At 58.0% G+C, this 26,022-nt stretch carries 26 protein-coding genes; 12 read left to right on the top strand and 14 right to left on the bottom strand.

The window, feature by feature from the left end; translation table 11 throughout:
- Window positions 1-116 precede the first annotated feature (116 nt).
- Window positions 117-845: a hypothetical protein gene (locus ACR0NZ_RS02490; RefSeq protein ID WP_480516722.1), complete on the top strand. Its 729-nt coding sequence runs from the start codon at window positions 117-119 to the stop codon at window positions 843-845.
- Here ACR0NZ_RS02490 and ACR0NZ_RS02485 read toward each other — a convergent pair.
- Window positions 839-2,791: a 4Fe-4S binding protein gene (locus tag ACR0NZ_RS02485; RefSeq protein ID WP_480516720.1), complete on the bottom strand. Its 1,953-nt coding sequence runs from the start codon at window positions 2,789-2,791 to the stop codon at window positions 839-841. The two genes, ACR0NZ_RS02490 and ACR0NZ_RS02485, sit on opposite strands and share 7 nt — an antisense overlap.
- Window positions 2,792-3,054: 263 nt before the next feature.
- On the opposite strand from ACR0NZ_RS02485, the gene ACR0NZ_RS02480 reads away from it, so the two are divergent.
- From ACR0NZ_RS02480 to ACR0NZ_RS02435, 10 genes are all read left to right on the top strand, one after another.
- Complete coding sequence (locus tag ACR0NZ_RS02480) at window positions 3,055-3,609, top strand: DUF3305 domain-containing protein (RefSeq protein ID WP_480516718.1); 555 nt, start codon at window positions 3,055-3,057, stop codon at window positions 3,607-3,609.
- The gene (locus ACR0NZ_RS02475; RefSeq protein WP_480516716.1) at window positions 3,606-4,181 is read left to right on the top strand and encodes a DUF3306 domain-containing protein; all 576 of its coding nucleotides are present in this window, start codon (window positions 3,606-3,608) and stop codon (window positions 4,179-4,181) included. The genes ACR0NZ_RS02480 and ACR0NZ_RS02475 overlap by 4 nt, the downstream gene beginning before the upstream one ends.
- 4 nt (window positions 4,182-4,185) lie before the next feature.
- Window positions 4,186-4,797 carry a TorD/DmsD family molecular chaperone gene (locus ACR0NZ_RS02470; RefSeq protein WP_480476674.1) on the top strand — a complete coding sequence of 204 codons (612 nt, stop codon included), beginning with the start codon at window positions 4,186-4,188 and terminating at the stop codon, window positions 4,795-4,797.
- 57 nt (window positions 4,798-4,854) lie between these two features.
- Window positions 4,855-5,043 (top strand): ubiquinol-cytochrome c reductase iron-sulfur subunit N-terminal domain-containing protein, encoded by a 189-nt coding sequence (locus tag ACR0NZ_RS02465; RefSeq protein WP_480516714.1) that lies wholly within the window; start codon window positions 4,855-4,857, stop codon window positions 5,041-5,043.
- A gap of 104 nt (window positions 5,044-5,147) precedes the next feature.
- Entirely contained in the window at window positions 5,148-8,042 is a 2,895-nt protein-coding gene (locus ACR0NZ_RS02460; RefSeq protein WP_480516712.1) for a formate dehydrogenase subunit alpha, read from the top strand.
- A 12-nt stretch (window positions 8,043-8,054) separates the two neighbouring features.
- Complete coding sequence (gene fdh3B / locus ACR0NZ_RS02455; RefSeq protein ID WP_209504177.1) at window positions 8,055-8,648, top strand: formate dehydrogenase FDH3 subunit beta; 594 nt, start codon at window positions 8,055-8,057, stop codon at window positions 8,646-8,648.
- A gap of 75 nt (window positions 8,649-8,723) precedes the next feature.
- Window positions 8,724-9,926 (top strand): formate dehydrogenase subunit gamma, encoded by a 1,203-nt coding sequence (locus ACR0NZ_RS02450; RefSeq protein WP_480516710.1) that lies wholly within the window; start codon window positions 8,724-8,726, stop codon window positions 9,924-9,926.
- Window positions 9,927-11,189 (top strand): c-type cytochrome, encoded by a 1,263-nt coding sequence (locus tag ACR0NZ_RS02445; RefSeq protein WP_480516708.1) that lies wholly within the window; start codon window positions 9,927-9,929, stop codon window positions 11,187-11,189.
- A gap of 13 nt (window positions 11,190-11,202) precedes the next feature.
- Entirely contained in the window at window positions 11,203-11,328 is a 126-nt protein-coding gene (locus tag ACR0NZ_RS02440; protein ID WP_480476664.1) for a hypothetical protein, read from the top strand.
- A complete protein-coding gene (locus tag ACR0NZ_RS02435; RefSeq protein ID WP_480493374.1) occupies window positions 11,329-12,201 on the top strand; it encodes a substrate-binding domain-containing protein in 873 nt (290 codons plus the stop codon). It begins immediately after the preceding gene.
- Between the two features lie 64 nt (window positions 12,202-12,265).
- On the opposite strand, the gene ACR0NZ_RS02430 is transcribed toward ACR0NZ_RS02435, so the two are convergent.
- The 10 genes from ACR0NZ_RS02430 to ACR0NZ_RS02385 form a co-directional block, all read right to left on the bottom strand.
- Complete coding sequence (locus ACR0NZ_RS02430; protein WP_480476660.1) at window positions 12,266-13,081, bottom strand: ABC transporter substrate-binding protein; 816 nt, start codon at window positions 13,079-13,081, stop codon at window positions 12,266-12,268.
- A 20-nt stretch (window positions 13,082-13,101) separates the two neighbouring features.
- A complete protein-coding gene (locus ACR0NZ_RS02425) occupies window positions 13,102-13,836 on the bottom strand; it encodes an ATP-binding cassette domain-containing protein (RefSeq protein WP_480516706.1) in 735 nt (244 codons plus the stop codon).
- Window positions 13,829-14,542 (bottom strand): ABC transporter permease, encoded by a 714-nt coding sequence (locus ACR0NZ_RS02420; RefSeq protein WP_480476656.1) that lies wholly within the window; start codon window positions 14,540-14,542, stop codon window positions 13,829-13,831. Before ACR0NZ_RS02420 ends, ACR0NZ_RS02425 begins: the two co-directional genes overlap by 8 nt.
- A 159-nt stretch (window positions 14,543-14,701) precedes the next feature.
- Entirely contained in the window at window positions 14,702-15,691 is a 990-nt protein-coding gene (locus ACR0NZ_RS02415) for an ABC transporter substrate-binding protein (RefSeq protein WP_480476654.1), read from the bottom strand.
- A gap of 61 nt (window positions 15,692-15,752) precedes the next feature.
- Complete coding sequence (locus ACR0NZ_RS02410) at window positions 15,753-16,598, bottom strand: ABC transporter permease (protein WP_480516704.1); 846 nt, start codon at window positions 16,596-16,598, stop codon at window positions 15,753-15,755.
- The gene (locus tag ACR0NZ_RS02405) at window positions 16,595-17,512 is read right to left on the bottom strand and encodes an ABC transporter permease (protein ID WP_480516702.1); all 918 of its coding nucleotides are present in this window, start codon (window positions 17,510-17,512) and stop codon (window positions 16,595-16,597) included. Before ACR0NZ_RS02405 ends, ACR0NZ_RS02410 begins: the two co-directional genes overlap by 4 nt.
- Window positions 17,509-17,952: an N-acetyltransferase family protein gene (locus ACR0NZ_RS02400; protein ID WP_480516700.1), complete on the bottom strand. Its 444-nt coding sequence runs from the start codon at window positions 17,950-17,952 to the stop codon at window positions 17,509-17,511. The genes ACR0NZ_RS02405 and ACR0NZ_RS02400 overlap by 4 nt, the downstream gene beginning before the upstream one ends.
- Window positions 17,942-18,739, bottom strand: coding sequence for an ABC transporter ATP-binding protein (locus tag ACR0NZ_RS02395; RefSeq protein ID WP_480516698.1), 798 nt, complete (start codon window positions 18,737-18,739; stop codon window positions 17,942-17,944). The genes ACR0NZ_RS02400 and ACR0NZ_RS02395 overlap by 11 nt, the downstream gene beginning before the upstream one ends.
- A gap of 54 nt (window positions 18,740-18,793) precedes the next feature.
- Window positions 18,794-20,248 carry a dihydropyrimidinase gene (gene hydA, locus ACR0NZ_RS02390; protein ID WP_480516696.1) on the bottom strand — a complete coding sequence of 485 codons (1,455 nt, stop codon included), beginning with the start codon at window positions 20,246-20,248 and terminating at the stop codon, window positions 18,794-18,796.
- Window positions 20,249-20,340: 92 nt separating this feature from the next.
- The gene (locus ACR0NZ_RS02385; RefSeq protein ID WP_480516694.1) at window positions 20,341-21,591 is read right to left on the bottom strand and encodes a Zn-dependent hydrolase; all 1,251 of its coding nucleotides are present in this window, start codon (window positions 21,589-21,591) and stop codon (window positions 20,341-20,343) included.
- 172 nt (window positions 21,592-21,763) lie between these two features.
- Here ACR0NZ_RS02385 and ACR0NZ_RS02380 point away from each other — a divergent pair, with 172 nt between their 5' ends.
- On the top strand, window positions 21,764-22,372 hold the full coding sequence (locus tag ACR0NZ_RS02380; RefSeq protein ID WP_480516692.1) for a TetR family transcriptional regulator C-terminal domain-containing protein: 609 nt from the start codon (window positions 21,764-21,766) through the stop codon (window positions 22,370-22,372).
- 47 nt (window positions 22,373-22,419) lie between these two features.
- Here ACR0NZ_RS02380 and preA read toward each other — a convergent pair whose 3' ends face one another.
- The 3 genes from preA to ACR0NZ_RS02365 are packed head-to-tail and all read right to left on the bottom strand — an operon-like array spanning window position 22,420 to window position 25,962.
- Complete coding sequence (gene preA, locus ACR0NZ_RS02375) at window positions 22,420-23,724, bottom strand: NAD-dependent dihydropyrimidine dehydrogenase subunit PreA (RefSeq protein ID WP_480516690.1); 1,305 nt, start codon at window positions 23,722-23,724, stop codon at window positions 22,420-22,422.
- Window positions 23,712-24,581: a class I SAM-dependent methyltransferase gene (locus ACR0NZ_RS02370; protein ID WP_480516688.1), complete on the bottom strand. Its 870-nt coding sequence runs from the start codon at window positions 24,579-24,581 to the stop codon at window positions 23,712-23,714. Before ACR0NZ_RS02370 ends, preA begins: the two co-directional genes overlap by 13 nt.
- Before the next feature lie 46 nt (window positions 24,582-24,627).
- The gene (locus tag ACR0NZ_RS02365; protein WP_480476634.1) at window positions 24,628-25,962 is read right to left on the bottom strand and encodes an NAD(P)-dependent oxidoreductase; all 1,335 of its coding nucleotides are present in this window, start codon (window positions 25,960-25,962) and stop codon (window positions 24,628-24,630) included.
- Window positions 25,963-26,022: the final 60 nt, after the last annotated feature.

Here is a 26,022-nt window from a genome sequence, read left to right as displayed (position 1 = left end):
TGTGCCCCGCCGACAGGGGCGTGCGTGTCGACATGTATTGGTCGCCGCTCATTGCATGTGTCTCCGTCTCTTTCTGTTCATTTGACGCATCGCAGCCTTCATAGTTAGGCTAAACCATGCGCCTTGTCTTGTTGTGCCTGAGCCTGACGCTCACCGCCACCCCCTCCTTGTCGCAGGAGGCGATTGGCCTTGCGGCTCCGGCAGAGGTTAAAGACTCCGGTCTGTTGCAACATATCCTTCCTCGCTTCTCTCTCAAGACCGGGATACGCGTTGTCGCAGATGATGCCGGTGCCATGGTGCTGGAAACCGCGCCGCCCGGTGATCCTGTCTTTGCCCGTGGTGGAGTGGTCTATCACCTGCGGATCGAAGGTGATAATCGTCAAATCCGGTTTCGCGACTGGCTGCAATCAGATATCGGCAAGCGCACTGTCGAAGGTTTTCTTCCTGCGGTGAGTGAACCGTTCAGCACCGGCTTTGATCCCACATTCACCCAGTCGGACGATATCCTGGATGGCAACACCGTGCTGGGCGAAGAACTATCTATGACCCATTGTGGTCGATGTCATGTGATTGGCCCCCGAAACCGGATGAGCGGGCTTGGCTCAACCCCCTCTTTCGCGGTTCTGCGCGCGATGCCGGATTGGTCGGAACGGTTCGAGGCGTTCTTTGCCCTCAATCCCCACCCCGCATTCACGCAGATCGACGGGTTGACACCCCCCTTTGATCCCGAGCGACCATCCCCAATTCACCCGGTCAAGATGACGTTGGACGATCTTGAAGCCATCCTGGCATTTGTTTCGCGCATTGACGCCGCAGATCTGGGCTCGCCGCTAAAGCTTCAGTGATCCTTTCTATCCGAATAGTAATCCTCGGTGGTAACGACCCGAGGCTTTGGTTTTGACTGGAACGGATTGTCCTGCTGCTGGAAATGAGCATTCACCCGGCAATTGTCACACATCTGGATCATCCGCGCCTGTTCCGTTGAGGCAAACATCGGGTGCGTGCCCGAAAGCTTTTCCATGATCCGTTCAACGGTTGATTTCACCCCAAACAAAGCCCCGCATTCGACGCAGGCAAATGGTTCCTCCTCGTTCAGGACCTGCTGAGACAAGGCAGCATCGCTCAGGTCCATTTGTGGTACCAAGGTGATCGCATCTTCGGGGCAGATCGTCTTGCACATTCCGCATTGCAGGCACGCATCCTGCTGAAAGTTCAGCTGGGGCTTGTCAGGGTTATCCATCAAAGCCCCGGACGGGCACAGAGACACACAACTAAGACAGAGCGTGCAACTGTCAGTATTCACTGCAACGGCACCGTAAGGCGCACCTTCAGGCAATGGCAGCGGGGCTTTGGCCTGCGGATTCAGGGCCTGTGCGGCCAGTCGCGCGATTTGTCGGCGGTTGCCAAGTGGCAAGACCGGATCTGCCAACGGTTCGGGGACATTTTGCGCATACAGCAAGTCTGCCATCGCATCAGGGTCCACCTCCTCAATCAGCCCGATCCCATCCGAACTGGCTATGGCACGTGCCAGTTCAAGTTCGCGATCCAGCGCATCCCGCTCGGTCGTCGGTGCCAGCAGCACATCCACACGCGCAAATCCATGAGCCAGTGAGGCCAGCATTTCCGAATGACCGAACCCGGATATCACTTTCAATTCCAGCGGGATAACATCCGAAGGCAATCCCCGCCCGAACCTTGCTGCAAGCCTTATCATTTCGGCCCCGTGGGCGTCGTGCACAAGCAACCGGGGTGCGATACCGCCTGCCCTTCGGTACGTGCGCGCCAGAGTGTGCATCCGTGACAACAAGGCCGAAACAGGTGGATCTTCATAGGTTATCGCCGTCGACGGGCAGACCGCCGCGCATTCACCACACCCGGCGCAGACCATCGGATCAATCGCTACATGCTCGCCCGAGGGCGTGATTGCACCGGTTGGGCAGATATCCAGACAGTTTGAGCACCCGACCTGTTCCGCCCGCGAATGGGCGCAAAGTGTTTCTTCCAGTCGCACGTACAGGGGTTTTTCGAATGTTCCGACCAGTTGGGCGGCGTCGAAAGCCAGACTTTCTACAGAAACCGCATCCTTGGGATCAGCCCGCAAGTACCCCTCGCGCTTGGCCGGGGCCTGCACAAAGGGCGTGCCCCCCGTCAGATCAACAATGATATCGCAGGCCGATTGCGCCCCATCTCTTGGTTCCGTCCAATTGAAAGCACCCCTGCCTGCGGGAACCACTTGCTGCACATTGTCCAGACGCAAAGAAAACCCACCCAGAGCACCCGAAACAGACCGCAACTGTCCCCGGATGACGTCGAAGGCCCGAGAGTCCGGCTCAGCCTGATCTGTGACCAGAACGGTTACAGCCAGTGTCCGGGCCAACCTTTCCGCCAGTCCAAAGGCAACGGTGCCCGGACCCATGATGAAACACGTGCCTTCGCTGATGACATCAACGCTGGGCGTCACGGGTTGCGGCAGGAACACTTCGGCGGCTAAGGCAGCCATTTTGGCCGTCGCATCCGCGCCCTGATCGGACCACCCAGCGCGATCCCGCAGGTCGACAAAGCCGGGGGTCTCAATATTCATATCTTCGGCAAGCGACCGGAACACCTCTTGTTCTTGCAGACAGGCGATGACGGTATCGCCCTCTTGAATCAAGGCCGCAGCGGATTGCAGTTCTTTTGTGCAAAGCGCGGTATGCACCTTTGAACAGGAAATTCCGCAGGCGCTTTCGATCCTGTCCGGATCCAGCGCCTGAGTTCCCGCGCAATCGCAGAGCAAAAGTTTCGTGCCCATGTCCCCTCCCTCGGGAAGCAGTCCCGATCCTCTGCACTTTAGGCTGCATTCCCGATGAAGCAACTTCAACCCTGCGCAGCGTGCAGGGCGCCGGGTAGAATTTCGCGGCAAAATCCCATAAAACAAAAGCCTTCTCAGGCTTTGATCACGAAGACGCTACCGGGAATACGACCAAAGTATTAACGCACGGGCTTGGCACGTGGCTATTTTGTGTACCATAGTGGACGTGGAAAGGCAGGGGAGAGCCTTTCGGGGAGGATCCAGTGGCCAAGGCCGCAAGCCAGATCGACATGCCGGTTGGCGTCATTGTGCGCAAAACACCCGGGGTCACGCGTTGGGCCCGCTGGAACTGGCGCGCGGTCGCCGTGTTGCCTGGTGCAGGGCCAGCCGATTGGCAGGAACTGCGCCGCGAAGGCGAGGCGGTCGAATACCACGCTGCCACCCTTCCTCTGACTCTTTGGGCGGACGAGACCGAAGCCTATCTGGTCAACCTGTCGGACGGGCAGCCCTCGATCTATCTTGTACTGCGGAATGAGCTGAAGGGCGACACGCCGCTGAATGCAGTTCTGATCACCGCTTCTCCGTTCCAGGGGCAGGATTACGCAGATACCGGCGAAGAAATTGTCGAGAAAATCCCGATGACCGAAGGGCTGATCGCTTGGGTGCGGGATTTCACCCTGAAACATCACCAGCACGAAGTGTTCGTCAAGCGCCGTCGCGACAAGAAGCGGACGGATCTGGTTGAAGACGGTAAAGGTGATGCGCGTATCAGGCAGGTATCGGACGTGTACCGCTCGCCGAGACGGGTGCTGCAATGACAGAGCGGCGTGATTTCTGGTCGCGCCGGAAGGCAGCCGTTCAGGCCGAAGCTGAAGCCGAGGCGATGGCCCTCGAAGAACGGGTGATCGCAGCACATCACACCGAACTTGAAGAAAAGAGTGACGCCGAGATTTTGGCCGAATTCAACCTTCCCAATCCGGATACCCTCGGACCCTGCGATGATGTTTCGGGCTTTATGTCCAAGGCAGTGCCTGATCGCCTGCGGCGCCGCGCCCTGCGTCGGCTGTGGCGGTTGAACCCTGTTCTAGCCAATGTCGACGGGCTGGTCGATTACGGCGAGGACTATACCGATGCGGCCTGCGTGATCGAAAGCATCCAAACCGCCTATCAAGTTGGAAAAGGCATGCTGGCGCATGTCGAAGCGCTGGCCGCCGACGCGCAAGAAACGGAAGAAAACGAAATCGAAACTGATACGCTCTCTGAACCAGAGGTCGTGCCAGTTGACCCCGATCCCGTGCCACAGCCGGTTTCAGTGGTTCAAGTGGAAGAGCCGGAAGAAGTCGACCGTCCCCCGTCTCCACGTCGAATGACATTTGAATTTGAAGGATGACCGAATGACCGCAAGTGACGCGCACACTCTGGATGTTTCAGCCGAGGATCGCCTGCGCGCGGATTTCTATAACTTTCTGGGTCTGTTACTGGCAGGTCCTCCGGACCAGATGTTGCTGAACCAAATGGCTGGTCTGGTCGGAGATGACACGGATCTCGGCAAGGCCATTCAATCCATGGCGCGGGTTGCCAAGGTCACCAAGCCAGCCGCTGCCGAACGGGAATTCAATGCGTTGTTCATCGGATTGGGCCGGGGTGAGTTGCTGCCTTACGCCAGTTTCTACCTGACGGGCTTCCTGAACGAGAAACCCTTGGCTCAGCTGCGCAATGACATGGCGGTTCGCGGGATCACACGTGCCCAAAACGTGTTCGAGCCCGAAGATAACATCGCCTCATTGATGGAGATGATGGCCGGAATGATCGTCGGGCGTTTTGGCAGCCCGGCATCCCTGGATGACCAAAAGGCATTCTGGAGCAAGCATATCGGCCCCTGGGCCACGCATTTCTATTCGGATTTGGAAGCAGCCGAGAACTCGGTTCTTTATGCATCCGTCGGCACTGCCGGTCGGGTGTTCATGGAGATCGAGCGCGAAGCGTTCCGGATGACGGCGGGGTAACCCGCACATCGCCGGTGTCCTATGGGCGCCAAACCGCAATTGGGAAAGGAGGTTCCCATGAGCAAGACCAAGGAAGAAGGCGCCACCCGCCGTGACTTCCTCAAACTGGCCGGAACCGCAGCACCCGCTGCCGTTGCCGCCGCCAGCCTGACCGGGAAGGCCGAAGCCGCCGCGCTGCCGGCCGACGAAACCCGCATTCAGGATACTGCGCATACACGCGCCTACATCGAGAGCACCCGGTTCTAGGATCGGACGCTCTCACACCGACAGACGGTTGCGATTGGCCCTGACGTCGGTTTCAGCAGTACCAAGCCAGCCGTGGCTTACACGGCGCGCAAGGGAGGAAAGACATGCTTAGGAAAAAGACCAACGGGGTTGCGAGACGCCCCCAGCGGACAAGTATCCTGTCCCAGGTCGGCGAGAAAACCGTCGATCGCCGCGCATTCCTGCGTGGCTCGGGCCTGACGATCGGCGGCCTTGCCGCGATCAGCGCCACAGGTGGAACCGTGACGCCAGCCAGTGCCCAGACGGCGGCCAAACAGGCCGTTGAAAACATCAAATCCGTATGCACCCACTGTTCGGTCGGCTGTACTGTCGTTGCCGAAGTGCAGAACGGTGTCTGGGTCGGGCAGGAACCCGGCTGGGATAGCCCGTTCAACCTTGGTGCACACTGTGCCAAGGGGGCCTCGGTTCGCGAGCACGCCCATGGTGAACGCCGACTGAAATATCCGATGAAAAAGGAAGGCGGCGAGTGGAAGCGCATTAGCTGGGAAGAGGCGATCAACGAGATCGGCGATGGCATGATGTCGATCCGCGAAGAATCCGGGCCCGACAGCGTGTATTGGCTGGGCTCTGCAAAGCACAATAACGAACAGGCCTATCTGTTCCGCAAATTCGCCGCCTACTGGGGCACGAACAACGTGGACCATCAGGCCCGTATCTGCCACTCGACCACGGTTGCGGGTGTTGCGAATACATGGGGCTACGGCGCCATGACCAATTCGTATAACGACATCCACAACTCGCGCGCCATCTTCATCATCGGCGGCAACCCGGCTGAGGCGCACCCTGTCTCTCTGCTGCACGTTCTGCGCGCGAAAGAGCAGAATAACGCACCGCTGATCGTCTGCGACCCGCGATTTACGCGCACCGCGGCCCATGCGGATGAATATGTCCGTTTCCGCCCGGGCACAGACGTTGCGCTGATCTGGGGCATCCTGTGGCACATCTTCGACAACGGGTGGGAGGATAAAGAATTCATCCGCACCCGGGTCTGGGGCATGGACCAGATTCAGGATGAGGTGGCCAAATGGACGCCTGAAGAAACAGAACGCGTCACCGGCGTGCCTGGCTCGCAACTGAAACGTGTTGCCCGAACCATGGCCAACAACCGCCCCGGCACGGTCATCTGGTGCATGGGCGGCACACAGCACACCAACGGCAACAACAACACCCGCGCCTATTGCGTGCTTCAGCTTGCGCTGGGCAATATGGGTACCTCGGGTGGTGGCACCAATATCTTCCGCGGCCACGACAACGTGCAGGGCGCGACAGACCTTGGTGTATTGTCCCATACCCTGCCCGGCTATTACGGCCTGTCCGCGGGCGCATGGGGCCACTGGAGCCGCGTCTGGGGTGAAGACCTGGATTGGCTGAAGGGCCAGTTCGCCACGATCAAGGGCAAAGACGGCAAGGACAAACCGCTGATGAATGAAAGCGGTATCCCGGTATCCCGCTGGATCGACGGTGTTCTGGAAGACCCTGCGAACATGGATCAGGACAACAATGTCCGTGCCATGGTTCTGTGGGGTCACGCGCCGAACTCGCAAACGCGGGGTCCGGAAATGAAAACGGCAATGGAAAAGCTGGACATGCTGGTCGTGGTCGACCCGTATCCCACCGTTTCCGCTGTTCTGCATGACCGTACCGATGGCGTCTATCTTTTGCCCGCCTGTACGCAGTTCGAAACCCGAGGTTCGGTCACCGCGTCAAACCGCTCGTTGCAGTGGCGTGACAAGGTCGTAGAACCGCTGTTCGAAAGCCTGCCGGACGAGGTCATCATGGCCAAGTTCGCCAATAAGTTCGGTTGGGCGGATCGCCTGTTCCGCAATATCGAGATGGAAGACCCCGAGACCCCGAATGTTGAAAGCATCACGCGTGAGTTCAACTCGGGCCTCTGGACCATCGGCTATACCGGGCAGTCGCCGGAACGTCTGAAAAGCCATATGGCCAATCAGCACACGTTCGACAGAACCACGCTGCAGGCCATTGGTGGACCAAACGACGGCGAATACTATGGTCTGCCGTGGCCCTGCTGGGGAACCGCTGAGATGGGTCATACGGGGACACCGAACCTCTATGACATGTCCAAACCGGTGGCCGAAGGTGGCCTGACCTTCCGCGCCCGGTTCGGTGTGGAACGCGATGGCGACAACCTGCTGGCCGAAGGGGTCTATAGCGTTGGATCAGAAATTCAGGACGGATACCCTGAATTCACGATGCAGATGCTGATGGATCTTGGCTGGGACGGTGACCTGACGGCTGAAGAACGCGCTGCAATCGATGCCGTTGCAGGCCCCGAGACCAATTGGAAAACCGACCTTTCAGGTGGTATCCAGCGGGTGGCGATCAAGCATGGCTGCGCGCCCTTCGGGAACGCCAAGGCCCGCGCGGTCGTCTGGACCTTCCCGGATCCGATCCCACTGCATCGCGAGCCGCTTTATACGAACCGGCGTGATCTGGTGGCGGACTATCCGACCTACGAGGATCGGCACTCCTATCGCCTGCCCACCCTCTATGCTTCGATCCAAAAGAACGATTTTTCAAAGGATTACCCGATAATCCTGACGTCTGGTCGTCTGGTCGAATATGAAGGCGGTGGTGACGAAAGCCGGTCTAACCCATGGCTTGCTGAACTTCAGCAGGATATGTTCGTCGAGATCAACCCGCGCGATGCCAACAACCTTGGCATTCGGGACGGACAACAGGTCTGGGTCGAAGGTCCGGAAGGCGGCAAGGTCAAGGTGATGGCGATGCTGACCAATCGGGTTGGTGCCGGTGTCGCCTTCATGCCTTTCCACTTTGGCGGCCATTTCCAGGGCGAGGATCTGCGGCACAAATACCCCGCCGGTGCTGACCCCTATGTTCTGGGCGAAAGTTCCAACACCGCCCAGACCTATGGCTATGATTCAGTGACCCAGATGCAGGAGACCAAGTGTACTCTCTGCAAGATCTCGGCAGCGTAAGGAGGACGATTAATGGCTAGAGCAAAGTTTCTCTGCGACGCTGAACGCTGCATCGAATGCAACGCCTGCGTAACCGCGTGCAAGAACGAGCATGAGGTACCTTGGGGTATCAACCGCCGCAGGGTGGTGACGATCAATGACGGCAACCCGGGCGAACGCTCGATCTCGGTGGCCTGTATGCATTGTTCGGACGCACCCTGCATGGCGGTGTGCCCGGTCGACTGCTTCTATCAGAACGAAGAAGGTGTTGTCCTGCACTCCAAGGACCTGTGCATCGGTTGCGGTTATTGCTTTTACGCGTGCCCGTTTGGCGCGCCGCAATACCCGCAGGCGGGCAATTTCGGTTCACGCGGCAAGATGGACAAATGCACGTTCTGCGCTGGTGGTCCCGAAGAAAACCACTCGACCGCAGAGTTCGCCAAATATGGTCGCAACCGGATCGCCGAGGGCAAACTGCCCATCTGCGCCGAAATGTGCTCAACCAAGGCCCTGCTTGCCGGTGACGGCGACGTGGTGTCGGCTGTTTACCGTGAACGCGTCGTGGCGCGCGGTTTCGGCTCGGGCGCCTGGGGCTGGGGTACCGCCTACGACCAGAAAGACGGCTAAGCCGCTGTCTGCACAAAGCAATGGACAACCCGCTCAGCGCGGGTTGTCCGATCTTGGAATTTGACCGAGGTTCAGATGCTCCGCTTTCTCATCGCTTTTCTGTTCACCCTTGGGCTTACCTTTTCGGGTGCCGCCCAAACGACCGATGACAGCACCGCCATACCTGAAAGGGCGGGAACCGGCGGAGCGACGACCCTCGAAGACATCCTCGCCCGGCAACGTGGTGAGAAGGTGGATAACGCTTATCGCTCCGACAATACCGGCCAGAGCAATGTCGAGGGTCTGATGGGGCAGCTTGGCACCCGTGGTGTTGCATCGAACAGCGATGTGTACCGTGCGTTGCGCTATGGTTCGGCCGATGTGACCGTGTCGTCAAACGGCCCCGCTGCTAGCGTGTTGATACAGGATGGTGGCATGTGGTGGCTGAATTTCCGCACCGGACCGCTGCGCGAATATGGCACTTACATCATCGCCGGGATGTTGGGCATCATTTTGCTGTTCTTCCTGATCCGTGGGAAAATCCACATCGATGGAGAGAAAACGGGCCGCACAGTCACCCGTTTCAACGGGATTGAACGTTTTGGCCATTGGCTGTTTGCAGGATCGTTCCTGATCCTCGGCATTACTGGTTTGCTCACGCTCTATGGCCGCGACTTCCTGATCCCGGTCTTCGGCAAGGAAGGTTTCGCCACCATCGCACAAGGCTGCAAGTGGCTGCATAACAATCTGGCCTGGGCCTTTATGCTGGGTCTGATCATCGTCACGGTGAACTGGATTGCTCATAACATCCCCAACCGCACTGACCTGAAATGGCTGGCCGCTGGCGGGGGCCTGTTCACCAAGGGCAACCACCCGCCCGCCCGGAAATTCAATGCGGGGCAGAAGATCATCTTCTGGGCCTGCATCCTGCTGGGCGTGTCAATCAGTCTGTCCGGCTTATCACTGCTGTTTCCGTTCGAGTTGCCCCTGTTCGCCAAGACCTTCTCGGTCGCAAACGCCACGGGCGTTCCGCAGGCGCTGGGTCTGACCTTGCCGGTGCAGATGTCACCGCAGGAAGAGATGCAATTCGCCCAAGTCTGGCATGTCATGATTGCCTATGTGTTCATCGCGATCATCGTTGCGCATATCTATCTCGGCTCGGTCGGTATGGAGGGCGCATTTGACGCCATGGGAACCGGCGAGGTCGAGGAACAATGGGCGCGCGAGCATCACTCGCTCTGGCTGGAAGAGGTGCAGGAAAAAGAGGCTGGCAAAGCAGCCGCCTCACCCGCTGAATAGATGCGTGGGCTGGTTCTGGCGCTGGCGCTGGTGCCCCTGCCTGCCGTGGCAGAGTTCTTTACACTGAAAGGGCATGGCGGCCCCATTATGGGCATTGCCACCGCGCCAGACGGTCGCATCGCAACAGCCAGTTTCGACAACTCTGTGGGTCTTTGGACCGGGCAAAAGCCAGATTGGTTCGAAGGGCACGAAGCGGCGGTGAACGCAGTCGCGTTCAACGGCTCCGCTTTCTATTCTGCTGGGGACGATTTCACCCTGCGCAAATGGCCCAGCGGTGAAGTCATTGGCCGACACAAGGGCAAGATTGTCGGCCTTGCCACGTCAGAAACCCTTATTGCCACGGCCAGCTGGGATGGAACAATCGGCCTGTGGCCTGTCGATGGCACAGAACCCGCGCGGCTTGGACCGACTGGCAGTGGCGTAAACGCGGTCGCATTCTCACCTGACGGCACGCAGCTTTATTCGGCGGGCGTCGACGGCGCTTTGCGGCTATGGGATGTATCCAGCAGGCAGGAAACAAGGCGTCTGGTCGAGCACGGGTTCGGCATCAATGAACTGGCCCTGAATGCACAGGATAACTGGATCGCCTATGGTGCGGTTGACGGTGTTACGCGTATCCTTGACCTTGCCACCGGGGAAGAGCGCGACTTCACACTGGACCGCCGCCCGATCCTTGCCCTTGCACTCAGCCCGGATCGGAGACTCTTGGCCGTAGGCGATGGCGAAGGGTATATTATGGTCATCGACACCGTCGATTGGCGCATTGCACAGGATTTTCGCGCCACGTTGCGCGGTCCGGTCTGGGCTTTGGCATTTTCCGCAGACGGTAAAAGCATCCATGCGGGCGGACTTGACGAGGCGATGTACAGCTGGCCTGTGGACGCGTTGTCCGGCCAACACCAGATGGCCTCGGCAGAACCGAGTTTCCTGAAAAATCCTGATGAGATGGACAACGGAGAACGCCAGTTTGCGCGCAAATGTTCGATCTGTCACAGCCTGTCCTCCGATAATGCACGACGTGCAGGCCCCACCCTGCACGGTGTATTTGGACGTCCGGCCGGCACAGTTCGCGGATATTTGTACTCGGATACATTGCAAGGCTCTGATATCATTTGGAATGACGAAACGATAAATGCCCTTTTCGACGAAGGGCCAGACCACTACATTCCGGGGTCGAAAATGCCGATGCAGCGGATTGCCAAAGCACAGGATCGCCAGGATCTTATCGCTTTTCTGCGTCGCGCAACAACTGACCGGAACTGAACCGGAGGAGCCCATGAAAGCCTTTCTCGCCGCCGTCGCCGCGATGGTCGTTATTGCAGGCGCAGCCCCGTTTGTGCTGGAACAAATCGGATTCAGTACCGCTGACACAACATCCGGCACCGCCGTGCGCCTCGACTGAATGCCGCAATATCTGACCACCCGTGAACTGGCCGATCTGCTGCGCATTGGCGAGCGGAAGGCCTATGACCTTGCCTCGTCAGGCGAAATACCGTGCGTGCGCGCCATGGGTAAGCTGTTGTTTCCGCGGGCCGAGATCATTGCCTGGCTCAACGCGTCGCGATCCGGTCCTCAGGTCGCCGAACCGCCCCTGCCCCCGATCATAGCGGGCAGCCACGATCCCTTGCTGGACTGGGCGTTACGTGAAAGTGGATCGGGGCTGGCCACCTATTACGACGGTTCTTTTGACGGGCTGATCAGGCTCAGCAAACGCAGCGCGCAGGCCGCTGTGCTGCACATCCACGAAAATGGCGGATTCAACAAAGAATCCCTGCTTGACACTTTGGGCGAAGCCCCGGTGATCCTGTTTGAAATCGCCCGACGTGAGCGTGGATTGCTTCTTGCCCCGGGCATATCCGACATCAATTCTTTTGACGACCTCAAGTCTCGCACCGTCATGCTACGTCAGGACAGTGCGGCAAGCCAGCGCCTGTTTGACTCCCAACTTGATGCCCACGGTCTGAGCCGGGATGATCTGGACATTCGACCAGGCTGCGCACGCACAGAAGAAGAGCTGGCCATCGCCCTGCATGACCGGAAGGCCGAGGCCGGTTTTGGGCTTGGCGCCCTAGCCGGGCTCTACAACTTGGGTTTTGTCCCCACTCATTCCGAGCGGCTGGACCTCGCGATCTGGCGCCGGGCCTTCTTCGATCCGCCAATACAGAAACTGCTGACCCTGTTGCGCTCGGGTCAATTCGCCCAGCGGGCAAGCGAATTCGGCGGCTATGACCTGTCTGGTCTTGGCACGATCCACCACAATGGGGCCAGCGGGTGAGCTTCCACCCGCGCCTTCATCTTTTCAAAAATACTCGCCCCGCAGGGGCTGGCCGCAGGCCAGCTTATTGCGCATTGGGGAAAAACACCTGCTGACCGTCCAGTCGGAAAGAGGCGATCGCCTCCTGCCCGTCCGGCCCGGTCAACCAATCGATGAACCGCTGTCCAGAGGCAGCGCGCACATGGGGATGCTTTTCGGGATTTACGAGGATCACACCATATTGGTTGAACAGACGCGGATCACCTTCGACCAGGATCTCAAGATTGCCTCTGTTACCAAAGGATAGCCACGTCGCCCGATCTGTCAGAGTATACGCGTTCATGCCGCTGGCCACATTCAGCGTTGCCCCCATACCCGACCCGGTTTCCCGATACCAACTTCCGGATGCGCCGGTTGGATCCAGCCCCGCGGCAGACCAATGCCGCAGCTCGGCCTTATGCGTTCCACTGTCATCTCCGCGCGATGCAAACGGGGCTTCAGCGCTTGCGATCGCAGCAAGAGCGTTCAAAATTTCGGCACCACCGCGAATTCCGGCAGGATCTGCCTTGGGGCCCACCAATACAAAATCGTTATACATCAGGTCCCTCCGCTCCACGCCATATCCATCAGCGACGAATTTCTCTTCGGCGGATTTGGCGTGAACCAGCAGGACGTCACCGTCACCGTTCACTGCGTTGCGAATTGCCTGACCTGTTCCTACGGCCACGACGCGCACGTCAATGCCCGAATCGGCCTCGAACCACGGCAGAATATAGTCCAACAGCCCCGAGTTCTGGGTGGATGTCGTAGATTGAACGACAATGAACGGAGTCTCTGCCCTGGCCGCACTTGCCGACAGACCAAGGGCTATCACTGCTGCCCGAAATATTGCGCGGAACATCATACTCTCCGTTCTATCTCTTAAGTAACCAATCCACCCGCGAGGTAGCGGCGCGATGCTTCGCTTACAGGGGTATCCAAAACCTGTTTTGCAGGGCCGTGTTCAACCACATGACCGCCCTGCATCATGACCACATCCGAGGCCAAACGACGGGCCTGACCAATATCATGTGTCACCATCACGATCCGTACACCCCGCGCAGAGGCGCGCAGAACCATACGTTCGATCATCTGTGTCGCGCCGGGATCAAGGGCGCTGGTCGGTTCGTCCAGAAACAGTGTTTCGGGCTCCAGCGCCAAGGCACGCAATATGGCCAGCCTCTGGGCCTCGCCGCCCGACAGTGATCGGGCGGATTGCCGGGCCTTACCATCCAGCCCGCCTTCGGCCAGCAACTCGGTGATACGTGCCTTTCTTGCTGTTCGCCCAATGCCCTGTCGCTTAAGGACAAAGCCCAGGTTTGCAGCAACAGACCGTCGCAACAGAACCGGTCTCTGAAACACCATGGCTTGGCGCGCTTTCTGCGCGGCGCTCAGAGGGTTTCCATCCTGCACCACCCGCCCGCGATCCGGCGAGATCAGGCCATGCAAGCACCGCAGCAACAGGCTTTTGCCCGCACCGTTGGGGCCAAGAAGCAACGTCGGCCCCAGACCATCCATAACCAATGAAGGAACATCCAGCAAAACCTTGCCGTTGCTGCGAATTTGCAAGTTTTCAACTGTCAGACAGTTCGACATGTCACAGGTCACGTCACGCATGGCGCAACCCCTCCTGTTCGGCCCGCAAACTGACCGCGCTGACCATCGCGTTTACGGCAATTGCAATTCCGATCAGGATCGCCCCCAGCGCCAGTGCCAGAGACAGATTTCCCTTCGACGTTTCAAGCGCAATGGTTGTCGTCATCACGCGGGTCACATGATTGATGTTTCCGCCAACGATGATAACCGCGCCCACCTCGGCGATGGCGCGTCCAAAACCTGCAAGCAAAGCCGTGACAAGTGCCAGTCGCGCATCCCACAACAAAACCGGCACCGAGGCCAGCCGTGACACACCCAAGGAGCGCAGCTGTTCGGAATATTCCTCAGCCAGCATCTCAACAACCTGACGCGTCAAAGCCGCGACAATGGGGGTGACCAAAACGACCTGCGCAATGATCATGGCAGTCGGAGTGTACAAAAGCTCAAGCACCCCAAGGGGACCGGAACGGGACAGGGTCAGATAGACCAGCAGGCCCACGACAACCGGTGGAAACCCCATCAGTGCATTCATCAGGACGATCAGCATCCTGCGGCCGGGGAACCGGGCGACGGCCAACGCAGCCCCCACGGGCATTCCGATCAGAGCAGAAACCAGCACTGCAAACACGGACACTTTCAGAGACAACAACACAATTGCCCACAGCTCAGAATCTCCCCCGAGAATCAAGGCGATCGCAGCGCTGAATTCTGATGAAAATTCCTGCATTTTCTTCCTTGTTATCTACGTTTCGTACAGAAATCGCTAGATTACAGGGAAATACTACTTCATTTCGGTGCCAAGCACAGACACAATTCCGACATCCCGAATACGAAACGCGGCCCCGATTGGGACCGCGTTTTTTATCAGTCAGATGAACCGTTGGCGTCAGTTCAGAGCAGCGTCCGTGATCTGATGCGTCCAGGCCCCTTCGGGTGTTTTGGTGATCACCGGATCAGAACCTCCGGCCAGCAGAGTACCAACGGTGCGATCAAAATCCGCCGGGTCCAGCGCGCCGTTCGAACCTGCGGTCAACTTGGCGATCTCACCCATCATGCGTTTCTGATGCTCTTCTGTCTGCGCACCCGTTGCATCGTTCTCCAGCACGATATCTGCCGCTTCATCGGGGTTCTCCTCGGCGTATTTCCAACCTTTCATCGAGGCGCGCACAAACCGCTGCATCTTGTCGGTGAATGCCGCATCGCTGAGATTTTCTTCCAGAACGTAAAGACCGTCTTCCAGCGTCGCGACACCCTGGTCTTCGTATTTGAAAGTCACCAGTTCATCCGGGCTGACACCGGCATCGATGACCTGCCAGTATTCATTGTAGGTCATGGTGCTGATGCAATCCGCCTGACGTTGCAGCAGCGGATCGACGTTGAAGCCCTGTTTCAGAACTTCCACACCGTTGTCGCCTTTCCCATCAGTGCTGATGCCCAACTGGCTCATCCAGCTCATGAACGGGAATTCATTGCCAAAGAACCAGACGCCCAGCGTGCGGTTCTTCAGGTCCTCGGGCGACGAAATACCGGCATCTTTCCAGCAGGTCAGCATCATGCCCGAGCTTTTGAACGGCTGGGCGATGTTCACCAACGGCAACCCTTTTTCACGTGCGGCCAGAGCGGCAGGCATCCATTCAACGGTCACATCAGCACCGCCGCCCGCAATCACCTGTGTCGGAGCAATGTCAGGCCCGCCGGGCAGAATGGTAACGTCCAGCCCTTCTTCCTCGTAAAAGCCCTTGTCCTTGGCAACGTAGTAGCCCGCGAATTGTGCTTGCGTGACCCATTTCAGTTGCAGTGTCACTTCATCCGCCGCCAGCGCCGTACTGGCTGCCAGACCAAAGGCGGCAACCGCCCCGCTGAATAGCTTGTTCATCTTCATTTCTCCTAGTTGCTTGTTGCGCCCCGATTTTCAGGGTCTGTTGATTTTCTTCGTCTTATCCGCGTTGTGAGGGGTGCCAGAACGTCACCACTTTTTCGATTCCCGCCACCAGGCCATAAAAGGCCGTACCTGCGATAGCGGCAACAACGATTTCGGCCCAGACCATGTCCAACGACAATTGACCGACGCTGGTGGATATCCGAAATCCCATACCGAGTGTTGGCGATCCGAAGAATTCAGCCACGATGGCGCCAATCAAAGCCAAAGTTGTCGAAATCTTCAACCCGTTGAAAATGAAAGGCATCGCCGCAGGCAACCGCAACTTCAGAAAGCTCTGCCAATAACTTGCAGCATAGGTTTCCATCAAGTCACGCTGCATCGCTGTGGCCTCGCGCAGACCGGCCACGGTGTTGACCAGCATCGGAAAGAACACCATCACAACGACCACCGCCGCTTTGGAATGCCAATCAAACCCGAACCACATGACCAGAATGGGTGCCGTCCCCACAATAGGCAAAGCCGCGACGAAATTCCCGACTGGCAATAGCCCCAAACGCAGGAAATCCCACCGATCAACAGCAATCGCTATAAGGAAGGCCGATCCACAGCCGATGACATATCCGCTGAGCGCGCCTTTCAGGATCGTCTGAACAAAGTCGGCCCAAAGAATGTCAAGGCTACCTGCAAATCGCACCGCTATGGCGGAGGGTGCAGGCAGAATGACCAGCGGTACTTCAAGCCCGCGGACCACCAGCTCCCAGGCTCCGACGATGGTCAGACCAAAAATCACCGGTGCCAGGAAGCGTACCATCTGGCTGTCGGCTTGCGGGCCACTGGCCAATCGGCTGTTCAACCACCAGCCGAAGGCCCACAGCAGCAAAGCAAAGACAACCAACATCATTGCGCCATCCCCATTCGCCTCAGAACCGACCGTTCAATCAATCCCAGCAAACCGACCAGGCACGCGGCCAGAATGGCTGCTGCAAAAAGCGCTGACCATATCTGCACGGTTTGACCATAGTAACTGCCTGCCAGCAACCGAGCGCCCAATCCTGCGACAGCGCCTGTCGGCAGCTCGCCCACGATTGCGCCGACCAGCGATGCCGCAATACCGATTTTCAACGAGGTGAACAGGTATGGCATCGACGCAGGCAAGCGCAGTTTCCAAAACCCCTGGGATTGGCTGGCATTATAGGTCCGCAACAGGTCAAGTTGCATCGCGTCAGGGCTGCGCAACCCTTTGACCATGCCTACAACAACCGGAAAAAAGCTCAGATACGCTGAGATGATCGCTTTGGGAATGATCCCCTGAACCCCAACCGAGTACAGGACCACGATAATCATCGGTGCCAGAGCGATAATCGGGATCGTCTGGCTCACGATAGCCCATGGCATGACCGACAAATCCATCACGCGGCTATGCACGATCCCAACGGCCAACAAGACTCCCAGCCCGGTCCCGATGACAAAGCCCAGAATCGTAGCGCTGAGTGTCACCCACCCATGAAAGATCAGCGATCTTTTCGAGTTGATTTTCTTCAGGACAGTTGTATCCCACAGTTCAGTCGCCACCTGATGAGGTGATGGCAAACGGGGCTTGCCCTGCTCCCAAGTTACTGGAATCGCGAACGAATTATCCAGAACCAGACCGAACTCTCCCAGATCCCGGCGCGCGCTTGCGGTGGGCGGCTGAACCTCGGCTCCACCACGTTCAAGTTCGGTCAAAACCCCTTTGATGTTCATTGGAACGCAAGCGGCATACCAGAACAGAACGATCACGGCGACGACGGTGAAAACGGCGATGATCTGCTTCATGCGTGCCACTCCATACGAAAGACGGGCACTGTATCCGGCGGTGCAGGCAGTTCTTCGGCGGTTACCTCGAACCCTTCACGGCGGTAAAACCTCTGCGCCGCCTGATTGGGTTTGTGTGTTGTCAGCCAAAGGTGGGTCCGACCCTCCTTCGCCTTGTCAACGAAACACTTGCCAATTCCCTGCCCCGTCCGGCTGCAATACAACGCACCGATTTTACTCTGTGCCGGATCAACGGACATGTAGCAATCAACCGGATCACCCGCGACCCAGATCTCACGGCTGTCGAACGCATCGCGGATCAAGGCCGCCAATTCCTCCACCGGCATTTCATCAGGCATCCAGTCCGTCTGCGAGGCCCAATTGTAAATCACGCGGGCACAAGCCGGCACGTCACCTACCACGGCCCGTCTGATGGTTTCTGCCCCCGGATCAGTCGTCATAAGAATGCCCCGCCCGCAACCCGTCGCGAACACGATGGGCCACTTCGATGAATTCTGGGGTGTCACGAATGTCCAACGGTCGTTCCTTTGGCAGCGGGCTGTCGATCACATCCGTAATCCGCCCCGGCCGCGGGCTCATCACGACAATTTTTGTGCTCAGATATACGGCTTCGGGAATCGAATGTGTCACGAAACCGATGGTTTTTTCGGTTCTTGCCCAAAGCGCCAGAAGCTGCTCGTTCAGGTGGTCGCGTACAATCTCATCCAAAGCGCCGAACGGCTCATCCATCAACAAGATATCAGCATCAAAGGCCAAGGCCCGCGCGATGCTGGCGCGCTGCTGCATCCCGCCGGATAACTGCCATGGGAATTTCCCACCGAACCCTTCAAGATCAACCAGTTCCAGGACTTTTCTCACCCTTTCTTCCTGCTCGGACGCGGAATAGCCCATGATCTCAAGAGGCAACTTGACGTTCTTTGCGATGGTGCGCCAGGGATAAAGGCCCGCTGCCTGAAAGACATATCCATAGGCCCTGTTTCGCCGCGCTTCGTCCGCTGTCATTCCGTTGACAGTCAGCGACCCGCCGGTCGGTGACTCCAAGGCCGCGATACAGCGCAGGAAAGTGGTTTTCCCACAGCCCGAGGGGCCAATGAAACTAACAAATTCACCCTTGTCGATCGTCAGGTTCACGTCTTTCAACGCGTGAACAGGCCCGTCATTGGTTTGAAAGGTGAGGTCAAGCTGCCTTGCTTCGATGACGTGCTGGTTCGTGCTTTCAGTGGTCATTCTACTGCCTTGAAAAGAGTGGTGCCGGGGCCGCCCAAATAGCGGCCCAACGGATCAAACCCCCGTCGCCGGGATACCTGTCCGCTCAACTGGCCGAGGGGCGGTTAGTTCTTTCCACGCGCTCAAAGCCTTGTTGACGGTCGTATTTGCCTCGCGCGCTACGAACTCGCCATGGCCTTCCTGCGTGCGGATTTCACCATCATGTACCGCAACCTGTCCACGGGTCAGCGTAAAGCGCGGCAAGCCTTTGACCTCTTTGGCCTCAAACACGTTGTAGTCGATCGAAGATTGCTGCGTACTGGCTCTGATCGTTTTCGTTTTCTCAGGATCCCATACGACGATATCTGCGTCCGCTCCAACAAGGATCGCGCCCTTTTTCGGATAGCAATTCAGTATCTTGGCGATGTTTGTTGAAGTCACCGCTACAAATTCGTTGGGCGTCAGGCGCCCGGTATTCACACCGTGCGTCCACAGCATCGGCATCCGATCCTCCAGACCGCCGGTCCCGTTAGGGATCTTGGTGAAATCCCCAACTCCAAAGCGTTTCTGTTCGGTCGTAAAGGCGCAATGGTCGGTTGCCACAACACTCAGCGATCCTGATTGCAGGCCATTCCACAGGCTGTCCTGGTGCTGCTTATTGCGGAACGGAGGGCTCATTACCCGCCGCGCGGCGTGATCCCAATCCTGATTGAAATATTCACTTTCATCCAGGGTAAGATGCTGAATCAGCGGTTCGCCCCACACTCTCTTGCCCTGCATTCGGGCCCGGCGAATGGCCTCATGAGACTCTTCGCAGGATGTATGAACAACATAAAGCGGCACGCCCGCCATATCAGCGATCATGATGGCCCGGTTGGTGGCCTCACCCTCCACCTGCGGTGGTCTGGAATAGGCATGCGCTTCGGGGCCAGAGTTCCCCTCGGCCAGCAGCTTGGCGCTCAGCTCGGCAACAACGTCACCATTCTCGGCATGCACCATTGCGATTCCGCCCAGTTCGGCCAAACGCCTGAACGAGGCGTAAAGCTCATCGTCATTCACCATCAATGCGCCTTTATAGGCCATGAAATGCTTGAACGTGTTGATGCCGCGCGTCTCGATCACGGTCTTGAGGTCGTCAAATACCTGTTCACCCCACCATGTCACTGCCATGTGGAACGAGTAGTCGCAATTCGCCCGTGTCGATTTGTTGTCCCAGCGCTTCAGGGCATCCAGCAGGCTTTCACCCGGATTGGGCAGCGCGAAATCAACAACCATCGTCGTGCCCCCCGCCAGGGCCGCCCGCGTACCGCTTTCGAAATCGTCGCTGGAATAGGTGCCCATGAACGGCATTTCCAGATGGGTATGCGGATCAATCCCACCGGGCATCACATAACAGCCGGTCGCATCCAGCTCTTTATCACCTTTCAGACCCATCCCGATCCCGGTGATGACGCCGCCTTCGACCAATACATCCGCCTTGTAAGACAAATCCGCGGTGACAACGGTTCCGTTTTTGATAACAGTACTCATTTTGAACTCCCTGATGCGGTCTGCGCCGCTTGCTTCATCTGGCCAAAAATATCCCGGGGGAGTCGCCCAATGGGCGACGGGGGCAGCGCCCCCTATTCCACGATTTCGGCAGTCTCGACCACGGCATGCAGCAGGACATCTGCCCCGGCTGCTGCCCAATCCTTGCTGATCTCTTCAGCCTCATTATGGCTCAGTCCGTCGACACAGGGGCACATGACCATGGCGGTCGGGGCCACACGATTGATCCAGCAGGCATCATGCCCCGCGCCCGAGATGATGTTGGTATGCGAATAGCCCAACCTCTCAGCCGCATCGCGCACGGCAGACACGCAATCGTCGTCGAATTTAACCGGATCGAAACCGCCGACTTTCTCGAATTCGATCTGCAGGCCCATTTCTTCGACAATATCTTCCGCCGCCACCCGCAGGCGGTTTTCCATGTCGGTGATCACCTCCAGCTCGGGCGAGCGGAAATCGACCGTAAAAACGACTTTTCCGGGGATTACATTTCGCGAGTTCGGGAAAACGTCAATATGCCCCGCAGCACCAACCGCATGCGGTGCATGAGACCAGGCGATTTCGTCCACTTTCTCAAGAATGCGCGCCATCGCCAGCCCGGCATTCTTGCGCATCGGCATCGGGGTCGAACCGGTATGGGCATCCTTTCCGGTCAGCGTGATCTGTGTCCAGCTCAGACCCTGACCGTGGGTAACGACGCCGATATCCTTGCCTTCAGCTTCAAGGATCGGGCCCTGTTCGATATGCAACTCAAAGAAAGCGCGCATCTTGCGCGCGCCGACTTCTTCTTCGCCGCGCCAACCGATCCGGTTCAGTTCATCCCCGAATTTCTTTCCCTCGGCATCTTCACGGTCATACGCCCAAGCCTGCGTGTGCATTCCTGCAAAGACACCGGACGACAGCATGGCAGGCGCATATCGCGTCCCTTCCTCGTTGGTCCAGTTGGTCGCCACGATGGGGTGTTTTGTCTTGATCCCGAGATCGTTGAGCGTTCGGATAACTTCCAACCCGCCCAGAACGCCCAGCACACCGTCATATTTTCCACCGGTCGGCTGCGTATCCAGATGCGATCCCACATAGACCGGCAAAGCGTCCGGATCGGTGCCCTCACGATGCGCAAACATGTTGCCCATCTGGTCCAGACCCATGGTGCATCCAGCCTCTTCACACCACTTCTGGAACAAGGCGCGGCCTTCGGCATCTTCGTCAGTCAGAGTTTGCCGGTTATTCCCCCCCGCAACACCGGGACCGATCTTAGCCATCTCCATCAGGCTGTCCCACAACCTGTCGCCATTGATCCTGAGATTCTGCGCCGGAGCTGCCATTGTCTTATTCCCTGTTTGCTTGCGATTTTGCTCGCTATTGGTGTCTTGATTTGACCAACTGGTCAAACTCACGCTATCACGGGTTCGGTATCAGTCAAGAAATTGCGCGGCAAAGCCTGAAATTTCAGTGTAATCCGTGCCTATCCGACGAAAAAAGAGACACACTGAAATCATGCCGAAAGACCGCGCACCGACTCGTATCCAGAAGAAGAACCGAGCCGCGATTCTCGAGGCTGCCCTGAATGTGTTTTCCGCACACGGGTTTCGTGGGGCGACCGTCGATCAGATTGCCGCCGAGGCGGGGTTGAGCAAACCCAATCTCCTCTACTATTTCGCGTCGAAAGAGGCGATCCACACCGAATTGCTTTCGGGCTTGCTGGAAACCTGGCTGGCGCCCTTGCACGATCTGGATGAGACCGGTGATCCGATGGAGGAAATGCTGTCCTATATTCGCCGGAAACTGCAAATGAGTCAGGAGCTACCACGGGAAAGCCGCCTTTTTGCCAATGAGCTTGTGCAAGGCGCGCCCCGCATTCACGATGCTTTGTCCAATGATCTCAAACAACTGGTTGACGAAAAGGTCACCATTCTCACCAATTGGATGGATCAGGGCAAAATCACGCGGCTGCACCCTTATCATCTGATGTTTTCGATCTGGGCGCTGACGCAGCATTATGCCGATTTCGACGTTCAGGTGCGGGCTATTCTGGGCGACGAAAACCCGTTTGAGGGTGCAGAACCCTTTGTCGATACGCTGTACCGAAAACTCCTGACACCATGAATTCAGGGGCCGCGTCTGCGGCCCCTGAGGGATATTCCCTGTCTCGATCATTCCGCTGCTTTGGCCATCGGATTGTTCGGGTGCGTGGTCCAGTTCGCGTAGGTCGGCTGAACCTCTTTCCCGGTGCGCGGATCGATTTCACCCGCCGCCATCGGCACCATCGAAATGCAGCCTTCGACCGGGCAGACATCAACGCAGAGGTTACAGGCGACGCATTCGTCATCCTTTACCTCAAACACACGGTCATCCGACATTGAAATCGCCTGATGGCTGGTATCTTCACAGGCGGCATAGCACCGGCCGCATTTGATGCACTGGTCCTGATCGATCTTGGCTTTGGCGATGTAGTTCAGGTTCAGGTATTGCCAATCGGTGACATTGGGCACCGCGCGTCCGATCACCTCATCAATGCTGGTATACCCCTTTTCATCCATCCATTCCGACAGACCTGCTGTCAATTCATCGATGATCTTGAACCCATAGGTCATCGCAGCGGTACAGACCTGCACCGTGCCACATCCCAGCGAAATAAACTCGGCCGCATCACGCCATGTGGTGACACCCCCGATGCCCGAGATCGGCATGCCATGCGTCGCCTCAGCCCGTGCGATTTCGGACACCATCGACAGGGCGATCGGTTTCACGGCAGGGCCACAATACCCTCCGTGGCTGCCCTTGCCATCGATCGAGGGTTCCGGGCTGAACGTGTCCAGATTGACGCTGGTGATCGAATTGATCGTGTTAATCAGCGACACCGCGTCCGCGCCACCATTTCTGGCCGCCGCCGCGGGTTTCCGGATGTCGGTGATGTTCGGCGTCAGCTTCACGATGACCGGACGGTCATAGTATTGCTTGCACCAACGCGTGACCATCTCGATATATTCCGGCACCTGCCCCACGGCGGACCCCATGCCGCGCTCACTCATCCCGTGCGGGCAACCGAAGTTCAATTCGATTCCGTCCGCGCCGGTTTCGGCCACGCGCGGCAGAATGACTTTCCAGGCTTCTTCCTCGCAGGGCACCATGATCGAAGCGATCAGGGCGCGATCCGGATAGTCGGACTTGACCCGCGCCATTTCCTCGAGGTTCACCTCAAGCGGGCGGTCGGTGATCAGTTCGATATTGTTCAGTCCCAGCAAACGGCGGTCGGCACCGTAAATCGCGCCATACCGCGGGCCGTTCACATTTACGACCGGCGGTCCCTCGGACCCCAGCGTCTTCCACACAACACCGCCCCATCCGGCCTCAAACGCGCGACGAACATTGTATTCTTTGTCCGTCGGCGGCGCAGAGGCCAGCCAGTAAGGGTTGGGGCTGGAAATGCCTAGAAAGTTAGTCGTCAGATCGGCCATGGCTTCTCCCTTCCCGGCTCAGCCGGATTTTTTTTGAATATCATTTCGGTCGGGCGTATGCGCCCGGCCTTGAGGTTTTTGACGTAGTTCTGGAACTTTTCGGGCGCCGTCTCGCCCATCATCAGATGAATGCCCAGTGGTGCCGGGCCGGATTCGGCAATCTTTGCAAAGACGTCCTCGAAGAACTGTATCGCGAATTCGGTGCGATCCGTTTCCGTCACCAGTTCAAAACCCGCGGCGCTTGCCGCAGACTTATAAACATCCGGCGCATCCACGAACGAGGTCTCGGCAACAGTGGACCACGGCAGAGGGAAAGCCAGCGGCTCGTCCACGTCTCCGGCCATCACATCGAACAGGGCAAAAGTACCGCCCTTGGCAAGCGCCCGCGACACTTCGGCGAACAGTCCGGCCTTGTCCATAATGTTCATGCCCACATGCATCATGACGGCCAGGTCGAAACCAGCATCCGGCACCGGCATCTCCAAAGCGCTGCCCACATGAAAGTTGGTTTTCGAGGAATGCCCGACCATATCGCTGAGAACCCTGGCGGTTTCAACGAATTCCGGTGTCAGATCGACGCCTGTTACTGTCGAATCATAGCGATCCACGACATAGCGAGAGGTTCCGCCGATACCGCATCCGACATCCAGAACACGGGTCGCATGGGTCGGCGACAACTGCGCAAACAGGTTGTTGGTCGCCAGAACGCCGCCCGTGTGGAACTCGTCCCCCGCTTTCAGGTCTGCGACCGTGGCCGCATCCGGATCGATACCGCTGGCCTCAAGCGCCGCGCGAACGCGGTCGGCCAGTGCTCCGGTGGTGTAGTGTTGCGCTACGGCTTGTTCGATCTGGGACATGGGAATACCTCAGCAGCGAAAGGAATGGGGCGAATACCCCATCCTATCACGAAACCAGCGTCGCGTGGATGTCCATCGCAGCATCCCGGCCTTCAGCAACAGCCGTAACGGTGAGGTCTTCGCCGCCCGCCGCGCAATCTCCACCTGCCCAGACACCAGCCACGGAAGTGCGGCCTGCACCGCTGACAGCGATCTTGTTGCCGTCCAGCTTCAGCCCTTCCGGCGCACCTTCCAGCGTCTGACCGATGGCTTTGAGAACCTGATCTGCCCGCAGCCGGACCGTCTCTCCGGTTCCGGTAAGCTGACCGTTCTGGCTCGAGGTATATTCCAGCTCAATCTCGGTAGCGGCTCCATTGCCGTGTACTGCCACCGGCTGCACATTGGTCAAAATCTGAACCCCGTGCGAGGCTGCCAGATCCTGCTCGTACCGGCTGGCACCCATGGCGTCGCGTCCCCGGCGATAGGCAATGGTGACGTTTTCGGCACCTAACAATTTGGACTTTACCGCCGCGTCCACGGCAGTCATGCCTCCGCCAATAACGACGACGTTCCGCCCGACAGGAAGCTTTGCAAGATCACCAGCTTGCCGCACGTCCGCGATGAAATCGACGGCATCCCGCACGCCGTCCTTGTCAACACCATCCGCGCGCAGGGCATTGACCCCAGCAAGCCCGATGGACAGGAACACCGCGTCGTAGTTTTCGACCAGACCATCCAGTGAGATGCCTTCACCCAGAACCGACCCGGTTTCAATCGTGATACCACCGATTTTCAGCAGCCAGTCGACCTCGGCCTGCGCAAAGTTGTTGGTCGATTTATAGGCGGCAATCCCATATTCGTTCAGACCGCCCGGTTTGGGCTTGCCTTCGTGGATCACCACGTCATGGCCCAGCATGGCAAGACGATGCGCACAGGCCAGACCAGCAGGCCCTGCCCCCACGACAGCAACCGTTTTCCCGGTCGATGCCGCACGTTCAAACGGATGCGCGCCCGAGGACATAAGATCATCTGTCGCAAAGCGCTGTAGCCGTCCGATCTCGACCGGTTTGCCCTCGGCCGCCTCACGAACACAGGCCTCCTCGCACAGTGTTTCCGTCGGACAGACACGGGCGCACATTCCGCCCAGAATGTTTTGCTGAAAGATCGTTCGCCCGGCAGCCTGGGGCTGTCCGGCCTGAATCTGCCGGATGAATAGCGGAATATCGATGTCTGTCGGACACGCTGTCACGCAAGGTGCGTCATAGCAGAAATAACAACGGTCTGCTGCAACTGCGGCCTCATGCGGGGCCAATGGCGGATGCAGATCGGTGAAATTCGAGGTCAGCTCATCGCTTGAAAGCCGCCCCGCGACGATGCCGGGTGCCATCTGGCCCTGTGCCATCACTCTACTCCCTGTAGATATGTTTGTTATGACCTCAGCTTGCCACAAATAAATTTTTTA

The organism is Ruegeria sp. AE3, from assembly GCF_056542225.1.
Note: the sequence above shows the minus strand (reverse complement) of the source record. Positions and strands in the feature narration are given on the sequence as shown.